This is a genomic window from Cobetia sp. UCD-24C (assembly GCF_001306765.1).
Taxonomy (GTDB): Bacteria; Pseudomonadota; Gammaproteobacteria; order Pseudomonadales; family Halomonadaceae; genus Cobetia; species Cobetia amphilecti.
The window spans coordinates 369,342-391,390 of sequence record NZ_LJTD01000003.1 but is presented as its reverse complement, the minus strand read 5'-3'; the positions used below and the strand labels follow the sequence as shown (position 1 = coordinate 391,390).

17 protein-coding genes and 1 pseudogene are annotated in these 22,049 nt (G+C 63.2%); 4 read left to right on the top strand and 14 right to left on the bottom strand.

From position 1 onward, the window contains the following. Positions 1-113: 113 nt before the first annotated feature. From AOG28_RS05840 to AOG28_RS05795, 11 genes and pseudogenes are all read right to left on the bottom strand, one after another. Positions 114-617 (bottom strand): glycine zipper 2TM domain-containing protein, encoded by a 504-nt coding sequence (locus tag AOG28_RS05840; protein ID WP_052384587.1) that lies wholly within the window; start codon positions 615-617, stop codon positions 114-116. Then, positions 614-787 (bottom strand): hypothetical protein, encoded by a 174-nt coding sequence (locus AOG28_RS18415; protein ID WP_153636430.1) that lies wholly within the window; start codon positions 785-787, stop codon positions 614-616. The genes AOG28_RS05840 and AOG28_RS18415 overlap by 4 nt, the downstream gene beginning before the upstream one ends. A 332-nt stretch (positions 788-1,119) precedes the next feature. Then, positions 1,120-2,430, bottom strand: coding sequence for an isocitrate lyase (aceA, locus tag AOG28_RS05835; RefSeq protein WP_054555621.1), 1,311 nt, complete (start codon positions 2,428-2,430; stop codon positions 1,120-1,122). A 197-nt stretch (positions 2,431-2,627) separates the two neighbouring features. Beyond that, a complete protein-coding gene (locus AOG28_RS05830; protein ID WP_054555620.1) occupies positions 2,628-3,398 on the bottom strand; it encodes a hypothetical protein in 771 nt (256 codons plus the stop codon). Between the two features lie 337 nt (positions 3,399-3,735). Next, positions 3,736-4,167 (bottom strand): GNAT family N-acetyltransferase, encoded by a 432-nt coding sequence (locus AOG28_RS05825; RefSeq protein ID WP_054555619.1) that lies wholly within the window; start codon positions 4,165-4,167, stop codon positions 3,736-3,738. Further along, entirely contained in the window at positions 4,164-5,408 is a 1,245-nt protein-coding gene (locus AOG28_RS05820) for a cupin domain-containing protein (protein ID WP_054555618.1), read from the bottom strand. Before AOG28_RS05820 ends, AOG28_RS05825 begins: the two co-directional genes overlap by 4 nt. A 270-nt stretch (positions 5,409-5,678) precedes the next feature. Then, the gene (gene purB, locus AOG28_RS05815) at positions 5,679-7,046 is read right to left on the bottom strand and encodes an adenylosuccinate lyase (RefSeq protein ID WP_054555753.1); all 1,368 of its coding nucleotides are present in this window, start codon (positions 7,044-7,046) and stop codon (positions 5,679-5,681) included. 143 nt (positions 7,047-7,189) lie between these two features. Continuing rightward, on the bottom strand, positions 7,190-7,825 hold the full coding sequence (hflD, locus tag AOG28_RS05810; protein ID WP_043333854.1) for a high frequency lysogenization protein HflD: 636 nt from the start codon (positions 7,823-7,825) through the stop codon (positions 7,190-7,192). Further along, on the bottom strand, positions 7,822-9,003 hold the full coding sequence (gene mnmA / locus AOG28_RS05805) for a tRNA 2-thiouridine(34) synthase MnmA (protein WP_054555617.1): 1,182 nt from the start codon (positions 9,001-9,003) through the stop codon (positions 7,822-7,824). Before mnmA ends, hflD begins: the two co-directional genes overlap by 4 nt. A 201-nt stretch (positions 9,004-9,204) precedes the next feature. Next, positions 9,205-9,654 carry an NUDIX domain-containing protein gene (locus AOG28_RS05800; RefSeq protein ID WP_043333853.1) on the bottom strand — a complete coding sequence of 150 codons (450 nt, stop codon included), beginning with the start codon at positions 9,652-9,654 and terminating at the stop codon, positions 9,205-9,207. A gap of 188 nt (positions 9,655-9,842) precedes the next feature. Then, positions 9,843-10,457: pseudogene (locus AOG28_RS05795) on the bottom strand (pseudouridine synthase); the annotation flags it as partial. A 100-nt stretch (positions 10,458-10,557) separates the two neighbouring features. Here AOG28_RS05795 and icd point away from each other — a divergent pair. The 3 genes from icd to clpA all read left to right on the top strand — a co-directional run bounded on the left by icd (position 10,558) and on the right by clpA (position 15,018). Further along, positions 10,558-11,820: an NADP-dependent isocitrate dehydrogenase gene (icd, locus tag AOG28_RS05790; RefSeq protein ID WP_043333852.1), complete on the top strand. Its 1,263-nt coding sequence runs from the start codon at positions 10,558-10,560 to the stop codon at positions 11,818-11,820. Between the two features lie 498 nt (positions 11,821-12,318). Next, on the top strand, positions 12,319-12,720 hold the full coding sequence (gene clpS, locus AOG28_RS05785; protein WP_082388342.1) for an ATP-dependent Clp protease adapter ClpS: 402 nt from the start codon (positions 12,319-12,321) through the stop codon (positions 12,718-12,720). Between the two features lie 33 nt (positions 12,721-12,753). Beyond that, a complete protein-coding gene (clpA, locus tag AOG28_RS05780; RefSeq protein ID WP_043333850.1) occupies positions 12,754-15,018 on the top strand; it encodes an ATP-dependent Clp protease ATP-binding subunit ClpA in 2,265 nt (754 codons plus the stop codon). Between the two features lie 574 nt (positions 15,019-15,592). Here the strand turns inward: clpA and infA are convergent. The 3 genes from infA to aat all read right to left on the bottom strand — a co-directional run bounded on the left by infA (position 15,593) and on the right by aat (position 17,736). Beyond that, positions 15,593-15,811, bottom strand: coding sequence for a translation initiation factor IF-1 (gene infA, locus AOG28_RS05775; RefSeq protein ID WP_024953359.1), 219 nt, complete (start codon positions 15,809-15,811; stop codon positions 15,593-15,595). Between the two features lie 368 nt (positions 15,812-16,179). Next, positions 16,180-16,983 (bottom strand): arginyltransferase, encoded by an 804-nt coding sequence (locus AOG28_RS05770; RefSeq protein WP_054555616.1) that lies wholly within the window; start codon positions 16,981-16,983, stop codon positions 16,180-16,182. Positions 16,984-17,019: 36 nt separating this feature from the next. Further along, positions 17,020-17,736, bottom strand: a complete 717-nt coding sequence (gene aat / locus AOG28_RS05765; protein WP_043333849.1) for a leucyl/phenylalanyl-tRNA--protein transferase — start codon at positions 17,734-17,736, stop codon at positions 17,020-17,022. 170 nt (positions 17,737-17,906) lie between these two features. Here aat and AOG28_RS18860 point away from each other — a divergent pair, with 170 nt between their 5' ends. Continuing rightward, positions 17,907-21,977 (top strand): DNA translocase FtsK, encoded by a 4,071-nt coding sequence (locus tag AOG28_RS18860; RefSeq protein ID WP_326998954.1) that lies wholly within the window; start codon positions 17,907-17,909, stop codon positions 21,975-21,977. The last annotated feature ends 72 nt before the right edge of the window (positions 21,978-22,049 follow it).

Below are 22,049 nucleotides of genomic sequence, written 5' to 3'. Positions count from 1 at the left end.
GATGGGGGAGAGCGTGGTGGCGTTTCCCGCGCAGGGATGCGACAGGCGCCGCTGAAGGGCGCAGAAACAAAGCGGCTGGCACCCCGGCAAGGGAGTGCCAGCCGTCGAGAGACTCAGTAAGGCGCGACGCTCAGGTTGGCGCCGTAGCCGACCAAGCGGACACGTTGGCCAACCGAGAAGGCGGTGTCGGCTTTCTGGACGACGATGAGGCTGTCGCCGGCATCGCGGCGGACTTCAATCTCGTAGGCGTCGATCTGGTCGACATTGTCAGCGATCGACTTGCCGGCCACGCTGCCGCCGATGGCACCTGCGGCGGTGGCGATCGCACGACCGGAGCCGCCGCCGATCTGGCTGCCGAGCAGGCCGCCGACGACCGCGCCACCCAGGCCACCGAGCACGCCGCTGCCTTCATCCTGTGCCTGGATCTGCACCGGGCGCAGCGAGGTGATGGTGCCGTAGCTGACGGACTGTGCGCGCTTGGCCTGATCGCCGGTGTAGACGTTGCCGGAGTAGATGTCGCTGTTCGCGCAGCCGCCAAGCGTCAGCACGCCGAGTGCGATCACGGGCAGCCAGCGGCGTGCGCCAGTCGATCGTTTGTGAGTCAGTGAGAGTGTCATGGTGTGTCTCCTCGCATGATGCGGTGCAGCTTGAGGTTGTGATGGAGAATGCTGAGTGCTGAGAGAGCAAGGCTCAGGTAGGCGATCACTTCCTTGGGCCGCCAGCAGGTTCTTGTCACGACGGGCGTGCGAGAACACTGTTTCTTAACATTATAGACCACGTCGACCATGACGGGTTCCCGACCTGAAACGCTGAGGTGACGCAACTTCTGCACTTCCCTGTCGCGTGAGTGCTACCACGTGAGTACCGACCACGTGAGTACCGGTGCATGAGTGCTGCCACGTAAGTACTTCCGCGTGAGCACTTCTTCTTGAGCCATGCCGCGTGAATGTCAGTGGCAGGGCATCCGTCGACGTTGGTTGGCATTCGCGGCGGGCATCCACGGCGGGCATTCAAGGCGTAAAGCACGAAAAAGCCCGCGTGAGCGGGCTTCGGTCAGTCTGCGGGTGGCACCTCGCGCAATCCTGTCATGTCGAGGTGCCATACCGCGATGTCAGCGGTCTAGAACTGGTCTTCTTCCGTGGAGCCCGTCAGTGCGGTGACGGAGGAGTTGCCGCCCTGAATGACGTTGGTCATGTCATCGAAGTAACCGGTGCCGACTTCCTGCTGGTGCGCCACGAAGGTGTAGCCCTTCTCGGCTGCGGCGAATTCGGCTTCCTGCACCTTCTCGACATAGTGCTTCATGCCTTCGCCCTGCGCATAGTCGTAGGCAAGATCGAACATGTTGAACCACATGTTGTGGATACCGGCCAGGGTGATGAACTGGTACTTGTAGCCCATGTCCGACAGTTCCTGCTGGAACTTGGCGATGGTGGCGTCGTCGAGGTTCTTCTTCCAGTTGAAGGAAGGCGAGCAGTTGTAGGCCAGCAGCTGGTCCGGGTATTCCTTCTTGATCGCTTCGGCGAAGCGGCGCGCCTCCTCGAGGTCCGGCTTGGCGGTTTCACACCAGATCAGGTCGGAGTAGGGCGCGTAGGCCAGGCCGCGGGCAATGGCTTGATCCAGGCCGGCATTGACGCGATAGAAGCCTTCGTCGGAGCGCTCACCGGTCAGGAACGGCTTGTCGTAGTCGTCGACATCGGAGGTGATCAGGTCAGCGGCATTGGCATCGGTACGCGCGATGACCAGGGTCGGGACACCCGCCACGTCGGCAGCCAGGCGAGCGGCCACCAGCTTCTGCACCGCTTCCTGGGTCGGCACCAGTACCTTGCCGCCCATGTGGCCACACTTCTTGACCGAGGCCAGCTGGTCCTCGAAGTGCACGCCGGAGGCACCCGCACGGATCATGGCGGTCATCAGCTCGTAGCCGTTGAGCACGCCACCGAAACCGGCCTCGGCATCCGCCACGATAGGCGCGAAGTAATCGACGAAGCCGGCATCGCCCGGATTGGCCCCTTTCTGCCACTGGATCTGGTCGGCGCGGCGGAAGGTGTTGTTGATGCGCTTGACCACGGTCGGCACGGAATCGACCGGATAGAGCGACTGATCCGGGTACATGGCTTCACTGGTGTTGTTGTCGGCGGCGACCTGCCAGCCGGACAGGTAGATGGCCTCGATACCGGCCTTCACCTGTTGCATGGCCTGGCCACCGGTCAGGGCGCCCAGACAGTTGACGTAGCCCTTCCTGGCATCACCATTGACCAGTTTCCAGAGCTTCTCGGCACCGCGGGTCGCCAGGGTATTGGCTTCCGGAACGGAACCGCGCAGGCGCACCACATCCTCGGCGGAATAGGGGCGAGTGACCCCTTTCCAGCGCGGATTCTCGGCCCAGTCCTTCTCGAGCGCGGCAATCTGATCGGCACGTGTGTGACTCATGGTGGCATCTCCTGATGGCTTCGTCGTCGGGGCTCAGCCCCTGGCGTGTTGTCCGTGTCTTGTGTCTGTTCGCTTGTCTATCGTCTGGCGGTCGACGCGAGAGCGACGCGTGAAATGGGAGTGTCGGTGCTCTGCGTCTTGAGTTGCTGCATGACAGTTTGTTGTTGTTATTGATCTTTCAGGCGTTACCAGTGGGGTCACGCCGTGCGACAGAAGGCGTCGTCGGTGGCGTTGTCGAGCTCCGCTGGCTCAGCAAGTCTGAAGCGAGCCTTGATCACGCCAAGGCAGGCAGTTTCCAGGCCGGGTGCCGCTGTCAGCGTGATGCTGTCCAACCAGGGCATCAGGAAGTACAGGCTGGCTTCCAGCGTGGGTAACGTGCAGTGGCTGAGGGTGAGGGCGATGCGTGGCGGCCTGCCGTCCGGCGCACGCAGCCGTGAGATCAGCTCTCCCCAGCACAGCGCTTCGCGCACGCTGCTGATCTGGGCAATGGCCAGCACCGAATGACGTTCGCCGCGATGCCGCGCGGCGGCCAGGGTCCAGAGGGCCCGGGGGAGCGGGCGGTTGCCCAGCTGCATCCCCGTCACGTCATCGGTGAGGCCGGCAAGCGCCAGCTGGTCAGGCGCGTCCTGCGTCTCGCCAGCGGTTGCCGGCTGCACACTGCACTTCAGCTGCCCATTGCACTTCAGCTGCCAGCCGCTGCCCTGTGAGCGCAGTTGCCACTGCTCGCCGGGAAGTTGCCAGCGCTGGTCGCGACTCAGATGGCAGATCGTCTGCGCCTGTGCCGCCACCGACTCCGCTGTCTGCGGTGGCAGCAGGTCCTTGAGGGGACGTGCCAGCTTGAGAATCCGCGTGCGGATCTCGGCGTTGTGCCATTGCTCGGCCAGAGCGGCATCCTCAGGCTGCCCGAGTACCTGGTCGCCTCTACCGCCCATCAGGGTGGTCTGCGTTCGTGAGTCTGAGGTGAGCATGGGCGAATCTCCTGAAGGCGGTGCCGGATCGGGCAGCGTGTCATGTCGCAGTGCAGCGTAAATGACCTGATCTCTAGCATCGCTCCGAAATTGAGTGCTGTCTTTCATTCCTTGGTCGCATTAAAACGCTCGTTTTATACCAGTTTCAACGTTGTGAAATTCCTGCTGGCAAACAGTCGTTTTAATATTTCTCAATGACGTCATGATGTCAGTATTCATGGGCCTTGGGGAATGATGACTTGGTCAAGGAGCGGGTTGTAGCCAGACTACAAGAAACTTACAGGCACAAAAAAACCGGCCCAATTGGGGCCGGTTTTCGTAAGGCTTAAGCTAAAATTCAGTTCAGAATCAAGCGCATGCTGCGGTGCGGTATGCCGGCATCGAGAAACTCGTCGCCGTAAGCCGTGAAGCCGAGGCGTTGATAGAATTCCAGCGCATGGGTCTGAGCATCCAGTAGCACTTCAGCATGGCCAGCCTGGCGCGCAGCATGGATGACCGCTTCCATCAGGCGTTGGCCAAGCCCCAGCCCGCGCGCTTCGGAGAGGATGGCGACGCGGCCGACATGGCCGTCCGGCAACAGACGGGCCGTGCCGACGGTGCGGCCATCCAGATGCACGAGGAAGTGTTCGCAGGCGTCATCGCGCCCGTCCCACTCCTCCTCCTGCGGCACCTGCTGTTCCTCGATGAACACGACGCGGCGGATCTCGTTGGCCTCGTTGCCCAACGTCTGCCAGTCGCCCCGTTCCAGGCTGATCATGGCGTCACTCATTCTTCATCGTCCTCTTCGTCCTGAAGGTCACATTCCAGTATCAGGCTGCCGCGGTTGATCAGCGCCGTCAGCAGGCTGACCACGGCACTGCGATCAAGGTCTGCCGTGGTGTAGTCAAGCAACACCGCGGTAAGGCGCTGATCGGAGGCCAGCGCTTCCGCCAGCGGCTGAGGGGCCAGGATGCCATCGCCATCGACGAACAGCGTGCTGGTGCCATTCTCGCCGTGACGGAAGGCGAAGCGTGAGCCCAGGGAGCGCACCAGTACGCCTTCATCTTCCAGATACTCGACCAGCTCATGGGTCTTGAGGGCCGGCTCGCGGGCGGCGAGCTGCTCCAGATACTTGGGCTGGGTCATGTAGCGCCCGAACCACTGCGCCAGCTGGGTCGGGTTGTCCAGCGTGCTGAGCAGCAATTCACGCACGCGCTCGAGCGAGGCGTCGTCCAGCTCGCCGGCATTGGCGACCGGTGCCATGCCCTGGTCACGGTAGCGCAGCGATTCCGGCAGGCTGGCACCCAGATAGTCGGCGTAGGAGGTGACGACTTCATCGGCGGAAGGCGCACGGAAGCCGACGGAGATGGTCATGCAGTCATCGGACTGGCTGACGCCGTGGTGCGCCAGGCGCGGCGGCACGTAGAGCATGTCGCCGGGTTCCAGCACCCAGTCCTCGCCCGGGGTGACCTCGAAGTGCTTGAGGATGCGCAGGTCGATACCATCGATGATCTCGGCGTCGTCACCATGCATGCCGCCCAGCTGCCAATGACGCTGGCCCTGGGCCTGCAGCAGGAAGACATCGTAGTTGTCCAGGTGCGGGCCGACGCTGCCGCCGGTCGGCGCGTAGCTGATCATGATGTCATCGAGGCGCCAGCGCGGCAGGAAGGTGAAGGGCTCGAACAGCGCGGCGACGTCGGGGACGTAATGGTCCACCGCCTGCACCAGCAGGCTCCACTGGCTGTCGTCCTTGGCGTCGAGACGCGCGAAGGTCGCCTCATCGAAGGGGCCGTGGCTGACCTGCCAGGCCTTGTCCGGGCCGTTTTCCTCGACCAGACGGGCTTCGATGCCATCTTCACAGGCCAGACCGGCCAGTTCATCGGCTTCCAGCGGCGTCTCGAAGTCTGCGAAGGCTCCGCGGATCAGCAGCGGCTTCTGCTGCCAGTAATCGCGCAGGAATTCACGGATGCTCAGGCCGCCCAACAGTGCCAGTGGCGTGTCGGTGTCGCGGGGGGCGGGGGATGTGCTCATGCAGAACCTCTCGAACGCGAACGGCAGCCTGTCAGGGGGCGGCGGTCTCGCGATGACGTCGTTGAAGCCGTTTTGCCGGATGGCAGACGGCGATGCGTTCCATGCCGAGCCTTGAGAGCGTGGCATGTCGTGCCCACTGACGGAGAGCGTCAGTGGTCGTGAATCCAGTGTGTCGTTCAGCGTGCTGCGTGCTGCATGCTGTCTAATGCGCAATGCATGACGCCGGAGCAGAGGCCCCGGCGTCTTGAGACTTGCAGTGACCTGCGCCGCTTAGAGCGCCTTGGCCTGTGCAATGGCGTTGCCGATGTAGCTGGCCGGGCTCAGTGCCTTCAGCTCGGTCTTGACGTCTTCCGGCAGTTCCAGCGTCTCGATGAAGGCGGCGAAACCGGCCTGGTCGATACGCTTGCCACGGGTCAGCTCCTTGAGCTTCTCGTAGGGCTTCTCGATGCCGTAACGACGCATGACGGTCTGGATCGGCTCGGCCAGCACTTCCCAGCTGTTGTCCAGGTCTGCGTTCAGGCGCTCCGGGTTGGCTTCCAGCTTGCTGATGCCTTTCAGGGTCGCTTGATAGGCGATCAGACCCTGCGCCAGGCCGGTGCCCAGGTTGCGCAGCACGGTGGAGTCGGTCAGGTCACGCTGCCAGCGGGAGATCGGCAGCTTCTGTGCCAGATGGCCCAGCACGGCGTTGGCGATGCCCAGATTGCCTTCGGAGTTCTCGAAGTCGATCGGGTTGACCTTGTGCGGCATGGTGGAAGAGCCGATCTCGCCGGCCACGGTACGCTGCTTGAAGTAACCCAGCGAGATGTAGCCCCAGACGTCACGATCGAAGTCGATCAGGATGGTGTTGAAGCGGCAGATGGCATCGAACAGCTCGGCGATGTAGTCGTGCGGCTCGATCTGGGTGGTGTACGGGTTGAAGGTCAGCCCGAGGCTCTCGACGAAGGTTTCGGCGTTGGCCGCCCAGTCGATGGCCGGATAGGTGGTCAGGTGGGCGTTGTAATTGCCCACGGCACCGTTGATCTTGCCGAGCATCTCGATGCGTTCGATCTGCGCCAGCTGACGACGCAGGCGCGCGGCGACGTTGGCCATTTCCTTGCCGAGAGTGGTCGGGCTGGCCGTCTGGCCGTGGGTGCGCGACAGCATCGGCTGTTCGGCGTGCTGGTGGGCCAGCGCGACGATCGCTTCGGTCACTTCACGCATCTGCGGCAGCAGCACGTTGTCCAGGCCACCACGCAGCATCAGGGCGTGAGACAGGTTGTTGATGTCTTCACTGGTGCAGGCGAAGTGGATGAACTCGGTGACGGCGTTGAGTTCGGCGTTGCTCTCGACCTTTTCCTTCAGGAAGTACTCGACCGCCTTCACGTCGTGGTTGGTGGTGCGTTCGATGTCCTTGATGCGCTGGGCATCCTCGACACTGAATTCATTGACGATGCTATCCAGCACGGCGTTGGCATCCGCGGAGAAGGCCGGCACTTCAGCGATCTCGGCGTGGGCGGCCAGGCGTTGCAACCAGCGCACCTCGACGATGACGCGGGCACGGATCAGGCCGAATTCACTGAAGTGCTCGCGCAGGGCCTCGGTCTTGGCGCCATAGCGGCCATCGACGGGAGACAGGGCGGTGAGGGCGGACAGCTGCATGATGAGAATCTTCCGATGGTGGCAGGACATATCGCGCTGCCGGTTCAAGTGTCTCGGAGCCCGGTTCATGGGCTCCAGCGTTGTTGAAGCGAATTCGGGTGTGAATCTGGTGCGTCAGGTGACGCGCGAGCGCGTAGGCGGGCTCAGCCCAGCTGCTGCAATGACTTCTTGAGCGCGCTGCGCTGGAAGACCAGCTTCCAGCGACGGCCACCCTGCTGGTCCCACAGCAGCGCGAAGCGTACGCCGGCCAGCAGGGCGCAACGGATGCGCTCTGGCATCATGCGTTGCTGCAGCAGACCGGGATCGCCCTGCACCACGATCCGGTAACGGAAAGTGGAGAGGGTCTGCTGGTAGAGCTCGCCGAGGCTTGCGATCACGTTCTCGTGGGTCGGCCCGAAGTGCTCGGCCTGGCCCTGAATACGCGTCAGTCCTGCCCCCAGCTTGTCCAGCATGTCCGGGTCCTTCTTGAGCTTGCTCATCAGCATCACCAGCGAGAAGCCGTAACGCATCACCACGGGCGAGACCTGGCGACGTTCCATCACCGCACTGACGGTGTCGATGCCGAGCCGCAGGCGGTTATGGTGCCCGCCGTAGATGGCTTCGAAGCTTTCCGGATTGGTATCCAGCGTGGCATTGACCAGGGTTTCCCAGGCGCGCTCATCGCACTGGCCGTGGCGGGCCAGCTCATCGACCAGCGCGGCTGCCTGGAAGACGCCCGCCAGCGAAAGTGCCTGGCGGGTAGTGGTATCAGTGACGGGACGGATCGGCACGCTGGTCATTGCGCGGCGGACTCCTCGGGGCCAGAGAGCGGGGCGGTGGAAGCGCTGGCGTCCGCCGCCGGAAGTTTCCAGGCGGCATCGATCACGCCGCCGCCCAGACAGATGTCGCCGAGATAGAAGACGGCAGACTGGCCGGGCGTGACGGCGCGTTGCGGTTCATCGAAACGCACCTCGACACGCTGGCCGTCATTGACGATCAAGGTCGCGGCCTGATCTTCCTGGCGATAGCGGTTCTTGCAGCGAATGCGCAGCTCGCCATTGGCATCGGTCTGCGGCGGCTCGCCGGCGACCCAGTCGACGGATTCGGTGCTCAACGCCTGAGTGTAGAGCAGGTCGTGGTGCTTGCCCTGCACGGCGATCAGCACGTTGCGCTCCAGATCCTTGGCACACACGAACCAGGGCGCGTCCGGATAGCGCTTGAGGCCACCGATTCCCAGCCCCTGGCGCTGGCCCAGGGTGTAGTACATCAGGCCCATGTGCTCGCCGATGACATCGCCATCGGGGGTCTCGATCTTGCCGGGCTGAGCGGGCAGGTACTGCTTGAGGAAGTCGGCGAAACGCCGCTCGCCGATGAAGCAGATGCCGGTGGAATCCTTCTTGCGCGCGGTGATCAGCTCATGCTTCTCGGCGATGGCGCGCACTTCGTGCTTCTCGAGCTCGCCGACCGGGAACAGGGTGCGCGCGATGGCCGCCTGCGGCACGGCATGCAGGAAGTAGCTCTGGTCCTTGTTGGTGTCCAGGCCCTTGAGAAGGCGCGGGAGACCATCACGCACGCCGCCACGCACGTAGTGACCGGTGGCGATCAGCTCGGCGCCCAGCATCTCGGCATATTCGAGGAAGACCTTGAACTTGATCTCGCGGTTGCACAGGATGTCGGGATTCGGCGTGCGACCGGCCTTGTATTCGGCCAGGAAGTGCTCGAAGACGTTATCCCAGTACTCTGCGGCGAAGTTGGCGGTGTGCAGCTTGATGCCGAGCTTGTCGCACACGGCCTGGGCATCGGCCAGGTCTTCGAGGGCGGTGCAGTATTCGCTACCGTCGTCTTCGTCCCAGTTCTTCATGAACAGGCCTTCGACGTGGTAGCCCTGCTCCATCAACAACAGGGCAGAGACGGAGGAGTCGACACCGCCGGACATGCCGACGATGACCTTGGTTCCGGTACCGGTTTCAGCGGTCATCAGTTCTCTCGTCACCCGCATGGCCGCGGGTTGTCACAAACAGGGGAGGCGGCAGACCCGTCATTCTGGCGCCGCTTGAATGGGCGGGATTATACCTGAATGCGGGGGTGGGATTCACCCCGCCTGCGCCGTCTGCCGCACTGGGCCGCAAGCGCCGCTCGACAGCACGCCTGGCGGCGGACTTCCGGCGCGCGCAATCGCTCAATCGTGCAGCACATCCAGCGGGAAACGCTTGCCACGCTGGCTATCGCGAATACGCCGGGTCACCAGCGGGCTGCGCAGGCGGCCCATGTCCTCGAGCTGCTCGATCTCCTCAAGCGACAGCCAGTGCGTTCTGACGATGTCAGGGTCCAGCGGCGTGCACAGGTGCTCAAGGGCGGCGGCCTCGAAACTGTGGGAGTGGAAGTGGGTGCCATCCTCGGCCACGTGCACATAGAGGCCGAGATAGCCGGTCAGCAGGATGCGCCAGGCGGTTTCCTCGCGGACTTCGCGTTGTACGCCGTCGATGATGCGCTCATGCGGTTCGAGATGGCCGGCCGGCTGGTTGAACACCGTGCAGGGCCCGCCCTTGTCTTCCTCGACGATCAGGTAGCGCCCGGCGCGTTCGACGACACAGGCGACGGTGACATTCGGGGTCCAGCGAGCAGCCATCAGGATTTCCTTCCTTTCTTGGGGGATGAGGGACGACGAGAGGGGGCGCGGGCGCCGGGGGGCTTGCCTGAACCCTTGCCTTCAGTCTGGCCAGAACTCCGACTGGAACCCCGACCTGAGCCCTTGCCGCTCTTGCCCGCGCTGTTGCCTCTATCGCCACTGCCCCGGGGGCCAGCGTTGCCGGTGCGGCGCTCGCCCGGCTTGCCAGTCGCGCCCTTGTGGCGTGGCGAGCGGGACTCGCGTCGAGGTACTGCTGGCATCTCGACTTCCTCGCTGCGCCATTCACCGGGGGCAAGGCCGTCGAGCTTCCATGGCCCGATGGCCGCGCGGATCAAACGCAGGGTCGGCAGGCCGACATGGGCGGTCATGCGGCGCACCTGGCGATTGCGACCTTCGCTGATGATGATCTCCAGCCAGTGGGTCGGAATGCTCGCACGGAAGCGCACAGGGGGTTGCCTGTCTAGCAACTCGGGGGGCTCGATGCGCCGCACTTTGGCTGGGCGCGTCATGCCATCCTTGAGCTCGACGCCGGCACGCAGCGCGGCGATGGCCTGCTCGTCAGGGGCACCTTCCACCTGCACCCAGTAGGTCTTGGGCTGTTTCTTCTTCGGGTGCGCGATCTGGTGGGAGAGCGCGCCATCACTGGTGAGCAGCAGCAGTCCCTCGGAGTCATAGTCGAGGCGCCCGGCGGCATAGACATCCGGCACATCGATGAAGTCAGCGAGTGTCTGGCGGCCCTGATCGCGGTCGGTGAACTGGGTCAGGACGCGGTAAGGCTTGTGAAGCAGATATATGAGAGACATGGTTTAGACTTTTGTCGCGGCTGCCGTATAAGCCTACTGTGAGAAGCGGCACGGGTGCTATACTCGCGCCTCCACTGAATCCATGACAGGGGAGTTATCAATGGGGTTCCAGAAGATTGTCGTCCCGGAAGGCGGTGCCAAGATCACCGCAAATTCCGACAATACCCTCAACGTTCCGAATAATCCGATCATCCCGTTCATCGAAGGCGATGGTATCGGTGTGGACGTGACTCCGGCCATGAAGATTGCCATCGACGCTGCTGTCGACAAGGCCTATGGCGGCGAGCGCAAGATTCACTGGATGGAAGTCTACGCCGGTGAAAAAGCCACTCACGTTTATGATGCTGACACCTGGCTGCCGGAAGAGACTCTCGAGGCTGTCAAGGATTACATCGTTTCCATCAAGGGTCCGCTGACCACTCCGGTGGGCGGTGGTATTCGCTCCCTGAACGTCGCTCTGCGTCAGAAGCTGGATCTGTACACCTGCCTGCGCCCGGTGCGCTGGTTCACTGGTGTGCCGAGCCCGGTCAAGAAGCCGGCTGACGTCGACATGGTCATTTTCCGCGAAAACTCCGAAGACATCTATGCCGGTGTCGAATGGAAAGCGGGAACGCCGGAAGCCGACAAGGTCATCAAGTTCCTGCGTGAAGAGATGGGTGTCACCAACATCCGCTTCCCGGAGAACTGCGGTATCGGCGTCAAGCCGGTCTCCGAAGAAGGCACCAAGCGTCTGGTCCGTCAGGCTGTCCAGTACACCATCGACAACGACCGTGAGTCGCTGACCCTGGTGCACAAGGGCAACATCATGAAGTTCACCGAAGGTGCCTTCAAGGACTGGGGCTACGAAATCGTCAAGGACGAGTTCGGCGGCGAGCTGCTGGATGGCGGCCCGTGGATGACCTTCAAGAACCCGAACAACGGCAAGGACATCGTGGTCAAGGACGTCATCGCTGACGCCATGCTCCAGCAGATCCTGCTGCGTCCGGCGGAATATGACGTCATCGCCACCCTGAACCTGAACGGTGACTACCTGTCCGACGCTCTGGCGGCGGAAGTGGGTGGTATCGGTATCGCGCCGGGTGCCAACCTGTCCGACACCGTCGCCATGTTCGAAGCGACTCACGGTACTGCACCGAAGTACGCTGGCCAGGACAAGGTCAACCCGGGCTCCGTCATCCTCTCAGCCGAGATGATGCTGCGTCACATGGGTTGGGTCGAAGCGGCTGATCTCGTGCTGAAAGGCGTCGAGAAGGCCATCGCCAAGGGCGAAGTCACCTATGACTTCCATCGCCTGATGGACGATGCCAAGCTGCTGAAGTGCTCCGAGTTCGGTCAGGCTGTTGCTGACAACATGGATGCCTGAGACCCTGCGTTGATCTGATGCCCAGGCATCAGGTTGCGTGACAGGTTTCAGCAGAAGGCCCCCGGACATGTCCGGGGGCCTTCTTGCGTTTGAGATGGAAGCTCCTCGGTTGCGCGCCCAGACGGCTGCCAACAATTGCCACTCCTGTGCGTTCTGCGTGGAGCGTTCCGCGCGGGGGGCTGTGCGGTAGCATTCCGGGTTTCATTGAGCAGCGAGACGCTTGAATGGGTCGCCAGTTGGCGACGCCTGTCGAGAGGTGTCTGTCGCGTATGTGAGCGAAAATGCATGCAAATGTCCGCATTCATGTCAGAGCTTCGCGATGCAGGCATGAACGTGTACGCTCAGGCGTGCGCGACTAAAGCTTGCAACCAGATCGACAAGCCCCCATCTTTTCCTTATCACACCCACATTGAGACGACGTGGCAGCGCTTGACCTTCTCCGCGGCGCGTTGAGGCAATCTGCTTCGTCACGGCTTGTGTTCACCGGATCAGCCCCTTATGTTCAAGACAGAGACATCGCGCGGCAGTCCTCCCTTTCTGGAGACACTGTCGATCAGCAATCAGGCCCCGTCGGCTCAGGAACCCGGATACCAGGAAGACCACGAAGGTGATCTGGCATTCGAGACCGCTGAGCCTGAACTGGCTCCACCGCCCATGTACAAGGTTGTTCTGCACAATGATGACTTCACGCCGATGGACTTCGTCGTGGAGGTGCTGACCACCTTTTTCAACAAGGATCAGGAGCAGGCAGTACAGATCATGCTCGCTGTCCATCATCAGGGAAAAGGAACCTGTGGCATCTTCAGTCGCGACATCGCGGAAACGAAATGCCACCAAGTCAATCAATATGCTCGAGAGTGCCAGCATCCGCTGCTGTGCGACATCGACCGGGCGGAGTGATCCGTCCAAGACGCGGCCTAGAGGGGACTTGCCATGTTGAGCAAAGAACTTGAACTGACCCTGAACACGGCCTTCACCGTGGCACGTTCCAAACGCCACGAATTCATGACCGTGGAACACCTCCTGCTGGCACTGCTGGACAATGCCTCCGCTGCCGATGTCCTGCGCGCCTGTGGTGCCAACCTGGACAAGCTGCGAGTCGACCTTCAGGACTTCATCAATTCCACCACCCCGCTGATTCCGGAAGAGCAGGAAGACCGCGAGACGCAGCCGACGCTGGGCTTCCAGCGCGTCCTGCAGCGTGCCGTCTTCCACGTGCAATCTTCCGGCAAGAGTGAAGTGACCGGCGCCAACGTGCTGGTGGCCATCTTCTCCGAGCAGGAAAGTCAGGCCGTCTACTTCCTCAAGCAGCAGAATGTCGCGCGTGTGGATGCGGTCAATTACATCGCGCATGGCATCTCCAAGGTCGCGGGTCACACCCAGACGCCCCAGGCGTCGGTCGAGAATGAAGAGAGCGAAGAGGCGAGCAGCGAAGGCGGCAACAACCCGCTGACCAACTACGCCACCAACCTCAACGAGCAGGCGCGTCTTGGCAAGATCGACCCGCTGATTGGCCGCGATGGCGAGCTCGAGCGTGTGGTGCAGATTCTGGTGCGCCGCCGCAAGAACAACCCGCTGCTGGTCGGTGAGGCCGGTGTCGGCAAGACCGCCATCGCGGAAGGTCTCGCCAAGCGCATCGTCGAGGAGGACGTGCCGGACGTCATCAAGGAAGCCGTGGTCTACTCGCTGGATCTCGGGGCGCTGCTGGCCGGCACCAAGTACCGCGGTGACTTCGAGAAGCGTCTCAAGTCGCTGCTGGCGGAGCTGCGCAAGGAACCGAACTCGATCCTGTTCATCGACGAGATCCACACCGTCATCGGTGCGGGTGCCGCGTCCGGTGGCGTGATGGATGCCTCCAACCTGCTCAAGCCGCTGCTGTCTTCCGGCGAGCTGCGTTGCATCGGTTCCACCACCTTCCAGGAATTCCGTGGCATCTTCGAGAAGGACCGCGCCCTGGCGCGTCGCTTCCAGAAGGTCGATGTCATGGAGCCGTCGGTGGATGACACCATCCGCATCCTCAAGGGGCTGCGTGGTCGCTTCGAGGAGCACCATGCCATCAAGTACACCGATGCCTCGCTGGAAACGGCAGTGCGTCTGGCGGACCGCTACATCAACGACCGTCAGCTGCCGGACAAGGCCATCGACGTGATCGACGAGGCCGGTGCCCACCAGCGCCTGCTGCCGGAGAGCATCCGCGTCGATACCATCGATACCGAGCAGGTCGAGGCGATCGTCGCCTCCATCGCCCGCATTCCGCCGAAGACGGTCTCCAGCTCCGACAAGAAGCTGCTGTCCAATCTCGAGCGCGATCTCAAGATGCTGGTGTTCGGGCAGGACGACGCCATCACCGGGCTGTCCGCGGCGATCAAGCTGTCGCGTGCAGGCCTCAAGGCGCCGGACAAGCCGGTGGGCAGCTTCCTGTTCGCTGGCCCGACAGGCGTCGGTAAGACCGAGGTCGCTCGTCAGCTGGCGGCGCTGATGGGTATCGAGCTGGTGCGCTTCGACATGTCCGAGTACATGGAGCGTCACACCGTCTCGCGCCTCATCGGGGCACCGCCGGGCTACGTCGGTTATGACCAGGGTGGTCTGTTGACCGAAGCCATCACCAAGCAGCCGCACTGCGTGCTGTTGCTGGATGAGATCGAGAAGGCACACCCGGAAGTCTTCAACCTGCTGCTGCAGGTGATGGACCACGGCCGCCTGACCGACAACAACGGTCGCGAAGCGGACTTCCGCAACGTCATTCTGGTGATGACCTCCAATGCGGGTGCCGAGCAGGTGGCGCGTCGCTCCATCGGCTTCAAGCACCAGGATCACTCCACCGACGCCATGGAAGTCATCCGCAAGACGTTCTCGCCGGAATTCCGCAACCGTCTGGATGGCATCATCCAGTTCGGCGCGCTGGATCTCGCCGTGGTACGCAATGTGGTCGACAAGTTCCTGGTCGAACTGCAGGCGCAGCTGGATGAGAAGCGCGTGCAGCTGGATGTCGCTGACGAGGCGCGCGACTTGCTGGCGACTCTCGGGTATGACCCGGCAATGGGTGCTCGCCCGATGGCACGCGTGATTCAGGAGAAGCTCAAGAAGCCGCTGGCAGAGATGATCCTGTTTGGCGACCTGTCCGAGTCGGGCGGCATCGTGCATGTCACGGTCGACAACGGCGAGCTGCACCTGGAAACGGAAGCGGAAATGGCGTGATCTGACGCTAAGCTTGCTGCCCTGAAGGGGCGACATGAACGGTCAGTGCTCAAGCACTGGCCGTTTTTTATGCCTGTCAGTCAGCAAGCTGTCCGCACGTAGCGAGCATGACGTCGATTGCTCAAGCTGGACACGCGCGCACGCCAAGGGGCTCGCCATCCTCGAGGGAAGGGCGGGGAGTTGGATGAGTACAGGAGGAGGCGAATGCGTATCGGGGGGAGCGAATGCGCACTGGTGGAGAAGATGCCCAGCGGGGATGAGCCGCCTGTCATCATTGAATGGGAGCGAAGACCAGATTGGCGTTCGGGCTCAAGACGCATTCATGGGACAAGGCGGCATCATCGGAATACTCAGGCATACGCCATCGAGGTGGCGGGTGTCTCGCCGCGAAGGGCAAGTCTTGCAACCTCGATGCGTTCCGGGTCCGGGCGGAGGGTTCAGGCGGAGGTGACGCTGGTGCCTGAGGTGCCGGGAGCGACCGGTTCAGCCAGCCGGTGTCATGATGATCGCATGCAGGTCCAGGACGTGCAGAGTGATCGATGGCATGGCAACCGGCAGGGCAGTCTGACCGTGCTTAGCGCGAACGGTAGACGATACGGCCCTTGGACAGGTCGTACGGAGTCAGCTCAACCTTGACCTTGTCGCCAGTCAGGATGCGGATGTAGTTCTTGCGCATCTTGCCGGAGATGTGAGCGGTCACGATGTGGCCGTTTTCCAGTTCAACACGGAAAGTGGTGTTCGGAAGGGTGTCGACGATGACGCCTTCCATTTCAATATGATCTTCACGCGCCATATAGGCTGATCCTCACTTATTACAGGGAATACTGCTGGTAGTTCCGAGCCGCCTCAGCACAAAAAGTGCCCGATTCGGGACTTCGATACGCGATATTGTGCCGTAAGGGCGGCGGCAAGGCAAAGTCGAAGCGCGATTGTACGCTCCTTGAGCGCCTGTGGGCAGCTCAGGAGGAAGATAAAAATCGGCATCTGGCGCCGGGGCAACTCACGGCAGGCGGTTGGTCGGCACTCGGCGCTGTCTGATGAGCCCCTGCCAGCTGAGTGTTGCGTCACCTTAGCGTTGTCAGAGCGCTTGCGTCGAGAGGGCGCCTGGAGAGCGCGTCGAAAGAGCCTATGGGAATGAGCCCATGTAATGAGCTCAGCGCGTCACTCGCCGGATGTCACTGACGCGCCTTGCTTGACCAGGCTCAGTGGCAGATGACTGTCGGTATGGTTGGCCGGTATGCGTCGCCGCCAGTGGCTGCCATCCAGATACTCGAGCGGCTGGAAATGCTGCTTGTAGTTCATCTTGCGGCAATCGCGGATCCAGTAGCCCAGATAGAGGTGGGTCAGGCCTTCGCGGCGTGCCTGCTCAATCTGCCACAGCACCGCGTAGGTCCCCAGCGAGCGCTGATTCAGTGACTCATCCGGATCGTAGAAGGTATAGATGGCGGAAAGGCCATGACTCATGCGGTCCATGGCGGCGACGGCCACCAGACGGCCATCGAGGCGAAAGCTCACCAGGCGGGCATAGTCATCGCGGGAGGTGAGGAAGGTGCGATACTGCTCATGACTGGGCGGGAACATGTCGCCATCCGCATGACGGCTGCGGATGTAATGGGCGTAGAGGCGATAATGCTCGGGGTCGAAGAGTGCGGGTCCCTCTTCGATGACCAGGTCGGCATTGCGACGCACCAGACGCTTCTGGGTGCGGTTGGGCGTGAAGTCGGCGATCGGCACGCGTACGGAAATGCAGGCACGGCAATCACCGCAATGCGGACGATAGAGATGAGAGCCGCTGCGACGAAAGCCGAGCAGGGCAAGGGCGTCATAGACACCGGAATTGGGCGCTTCCTGCGGATCGAGAAACAGCGTGGTCGCCTGGCGGCCTTCCAGATAGCTGCAGGCGTGCGGTACCGTCAGAAAGAAGCGCAGATCGCGTTGCGGTTGCTTGGGGGTATTGCTGCTCACCGTTGCATCATCTCCCTCTTGGAATTGCCGTGGCCATCATTCCCGGGCGTGCTGCGTGGGCCAGGATGTCAGTGACCACTTGCCCTCATGCCCTTGGCCAGTGGCATACTGGTCAAGATAGCTGATGAAATCGCTGCGGGCGATGCTGCGGGCGCCAAGACTTGCCAGGTGCGGAGTATGCATCTGACAGTCGATCAACGGAAAATCCCGTGCCTTCAATTCCTGGCACAGGATCACCAGCGCCAGTTTCGAGGCATCGGGCACGCGCGAGAACATCGACTCGCCGAAGAAGATGCGTCCACAGGCGACGCCATACAGGCCGCCCACCAGAGAATCGCCCTGCCAGACTTCAACGCTGTGGGCATGTCCCATGGCATGCAGGGCGATGTAGGCCTGCTGCATTTCTGGCAATATCCACGTGCCTGCCTGGCCATCGCGAGGAATGCTGGCACAGGCATTGATCACACCGGTAAAGTCGCGGTCGATACTGTAGCTCAGGCCTGCATTGCGCAGGCGCTTGGCCAGACTGCGGCGTACACGGACTTCCTCTGGCTTGAGCACCATGCGTGGGTCCGGTGACCACCACAGGATGGGGTCACCCGGACTGAACCAGGGAAATATGCCGCGGGGGTAGGCCGCCAGCAGCCACTCGGGACTGAGTTCGCCCCCCGCACACAGCAGGCCATCGGGCTCGCTCAGGGCGGTGGAAGCATGCGGAAAGCGGACAGGGGCAGGGGGAAGCCAGGGAAGCATGGGCAGCCTCTTGTCGGTTCGGGAACATGCACGGAGCAATGGGCTCCTGGCGCCTTGGCGTCATGAGCAGACGTGAATCGGCAATTATGACGTCACTGCCATCGAATGGTTATGATAACCGGCTGAAGGTACATGGAAAATCGCCCACAAGGTGCAAGGGGGATGGCGACTTGACTGCCAAGAGTGCCAGAAAGACAAGTCGGGAACAGGCCAAGCCTGAAACCCGTAGCCGCCGTGCGGCAGCAACACCCAGGAAGCGTGCCCGTCAGAAAGCGGACTCGCCGGGCTTCTTCGCGCGTCTGCGCGGTGCTTCGGCCACTGAGTCCAGCCCGGCACGCAAGACGCCGCGCGTCTCGGGCAAGCCCGCGAGGAAGGACGCCAGCGGCCAGCCTGCTACCAAGGCCAGAAACAAGCCGCGCGTGCAGGAAGAGAGTCCTGCAGCCCAGCGTCGCGCCGAGCGTCAGGCCGAACGCGCCGAACGCCAGGCCATCCGCGCCGAGCAGCGTGCGGAGAAGGCAGCGCGACCACCGTCACGCCTGACCACCACCCTGCAGGGCGTCAGCCGTGAAGGCGTGGTCATTCTCATGCTCAGCCTCTGTGTCTTCATGCTGCTGGCGTTGTTCAGCTATGCGCCGACGGACCCCGGCTGGTCCTACAGCGGCCCTGAGCTGACGCCCAGCAACTGGATGGGCAGCATCGGCGCCTGGCTGTCAGACGTGCTGTATTCTCTGTTCGGCGGCAGTGCCCTGTGGTGGCCGGCGATGCTGGGCTTCGGTGCCTGGCGTCTGATGCGTCAGCCCAGTACAGAGCTGGTGTGGGACCCGACGACCATCGCGGTGCGCGCTGGCGGGCTGTTCCTGCTGATCATGGCGACCTGCGTCATCGGTGATATCCAGTTCTACAGCCCCGATAGCCAGCTGACCAACGGCGCAGGCGGCATTCTCGGAAAGGGCATCGCCGGGGCACTGACGCCATTGATCGGCATGGGCGGGACTGTGCTGGTCGCGATGGCCAGCTTCCTGTGTGGCTTCACGCTGTTTACCGGCATGTCGTGGCTGACGGTCATGGATGAGCTGGGCAATGGCTGCATGCGGGTGTCCGGTTGGTTCGCCGAGCGCTTCAACAGCCGCCGCGACGATCAGGACGGCTACGATGACGAGGCAGCCTACGCCGAAGAGTCGCTGACGCACGAGGACGGCGAAGAGGATGACTCGGATCGCGACCCGGCCCCCAGACTGAGCTGGTGGCAGCGTCTGCTGCCGGGCCGCCGTACCCGCGAGGAGGAGTGGGACGAGGACAGCGACGAGATTCTGCTTGGTCGCCGTCAGGAGGCAGAAGGCATCGCCGCCGAGCCGCGCGGCCAGCGCCGTGTCGAGCCGTCTCTGGATGGCGGTACGGACGAGGCCATCAGCGCTCGCGATGACTTCGCGGACGACCGCAGCACCGACATTCCGTGGCAGACCGCTGAAACCACGCCTTCCGCCAAGGTGCCGGGCGCTGCCTACACCGAGCGCATGACGGTGCAGAGCGCCAATGTCAGCATTGAAGGGGTTGATCTGGCTGCGGCCCTGAAGACCGCCGTGGCGGCAGAGGCCGCCTCCGCGCCGCGTGTCGCGCATGCCGATGTCACGCGCTCCCGTCTGCCGCAAGCCGCTGCCATTGAGGCCGAGCGCCAGCGTCATGCTGACGCCTCAGTCACGACGCAGGCTCCCAAGGCGGCGACGCCAGGCCCTGCCGCCGAAGACACGGCACCAGCCTCCGACAGCACGGCTGCCCCTACTGCCTGGGACGCCGCCTCTGCCTTTGCGCCGACCGCTCGTCACGACACGGCTCGTCATGAGACTGCCCGTCACGAGACGGCGCAAGACGCTCAGGCGCAGAGCGAGGCCGAAGCTCACAAGGCACAAGCTCAGGCTCAGGTTCAGGCTCAGGAGCTGGCTCGCGAGCAGGAAGCGCAGCGCTTGGCTGATCAGGAAGCGCAGCGCTTGGCAGAGCAGGAGGCGCAGCGCGAAGCAGAACAGAAAGCGCAGCGCGCAGCCGAGCAGCAAGCGGCAGAGCGTCAAGCGCAGCTTGAAAAGCAGGCGCAGCTCGAGAAAGAGGCACAGCGTGAGCGCGACGCGCAACTTGCGCGCGAGCGCAGCGATGCCGCGTCGGATAGCCGCAATCAGCCACCGGAGCCCAGGGACGACGATGATGCGCCCCTGCCCGGCAGCGGTGGTCAATTCGCCACGGCCGCAGGGCTGGCTGCCGGTGCGGGTGTGATGGCGGCCGGTGTCGCGGCGGCCTCTTCCGAGATTCCCGCTCGCAAGGCGGTCGTCTCCTGGGATGATGCCTTCGAGCAACCGAAGGGCAACACGCCGACACCGGCAGACGCGCCTGCGGCGCCGAGCAGCCCGTCTGCCACACCGCAGCAGCATGCCCCTGAGTCGCGTCAGCCTGCAGCGCCTCATCAACCGGCCGAGCCGGTCGCGCCAGCGGAGCCCGATTCCGTGGCGCCTCGGGCCGAGCATGTGCCGCCTTTCGAGGCGCCGACAGCCACGCCGGAAGCGACACCCACACCGGCCGAGCGTCCTTCCTGGGCCTATGACGGCGATGAGTCCGGCATGGTGCCGGGCGGCGGTCGTCTGGCGACGGCGGAGGATGCACAGGCGGCTGCCAGTGATCCCTCCGGCCCGACCCTGTGGACCGTGGAGCACATGCAGAGTCAGCGCCATGAAGGCGCCGATCACGAGGACGAGCCGGAAGGGGACCTGCCGCAGCTGAGCCTGCTGACGCCGCCGGATGCCCAGAAGCCCAACTACAGCGAAGAAGAGCTCGACCAGATGGCCGAGCTGCTGGTGGTGCGTCTGCGCGAGTATGGCGTCAAGGCCGAGGTGGCGGATGTCTGGCCGGGGCCGGTCATCACGCGCTTCGAGATTCAGCCGGCGCCGGGCGTCAAGGCGTCCAAGATCTCCAACCTGTCGACGGACCTGGCGCGTTCACTGCTGGTCAAGAGCGTGCGTGTGGTCGAGGTGATTCCGGGTCGTCCGACGGTCGGCATCGAGATTCCCAACCCCAACCGCGCCATGATTCGCCTGCGTGAAGTGTTCGATTCCGATGCCTATCAGCTGGCGGAATCCCCGGTCACCCTGGCGCTGGGGCAGGACATCGGTGGCGCGCCTGTCGTGGCCAACCTCGGCAAGATGCCACACCTGCTGGTCGCCGGTACCACCGGTTCGGGCAAGTCAGTCGGCATCAACTCGATGCTGATCTCGATGCTGCTCAAGGCCACGCCGGATGAAGTGCGCATGATCATGGTCGACCCCAAGATGCTGGAACTGTCGGTCTATGACGGCATTCCGCACCTGCTGGCGCCGGTGGTGACCGACATGAAGGAGGCCGCCAACGCCCTGCGCTGGTGTGTCGCCGAGATGGAGCGTCGCTACAAGCTGATGGCCGCCATGGGCGTGCGCAACCTGGCCGGCTTCAATGCCAAGATCGATGAAGCCGAGGCACATGGTGCCCAGATCGCTGACCCGCTGTGGGAGCCGCAGCCCTGGGAGATGCACCAGCATCCGCCGGTGCTCGCCAAGCTGCCCTACATCGTGGTGGTGATCGACGAGTTCGCCGACATGTTCATGATCGTCGGCAAGAAGGTCGAGGAGCTGATCGCACGTCTGGCCCAGAAGGCGCGTGCCGCGGGGATTCACCTGATTCTGGCCACCCAGCGTCCGTCGGTGGACGTCGTGACCGGCCTGATCAAGGCCAACATCCCGACGCGCATGGCCTTCCAGGTCTCCTCCAAGATCGACTCGCGCACCATCCTCGATCAGGGCGGCGCCGAGGACCTGCTGGGCCACGGTGACATGCTCTACCTGCCGGCCGGTGCCGGCATGCCGACGCGCGTTCACGGCGCCTTCGTCGATGATGACGAGGTTCACCGCGTGGTCGACGACTGGAAGCGTCGCGGCTCGCCGGAGTACATCGAGGAGATCCTCACCGGTGGCGTGCAGGCCGATGCGCTGGCCGGCCTCGAGGCTGAAGGCGAGGACAGCGATGCCGAGCAGGATGCGCTCTACGATGAGGCCGTGGCCTATGTGGTCGAGTCGCGTCGTGCCTCCATCTCTGCCGTGCAGCGTCGCTTCAAGATCGGGTACAACCGCGCCGCGCGTCTGGTCGAGGCGATGGAGATGGCCGGTGTCGTCTCCGCGATGGGCACCAATGGCTCGCGGGAAGTGATCGCGCCCAACCACAGCGGCTAGCCGCCGCAGGCCTGGTCGCTGCACGCTGGAACACACGAAGGGGAGCTTTTTGCTCCCCTTCGTGTCAAAGAC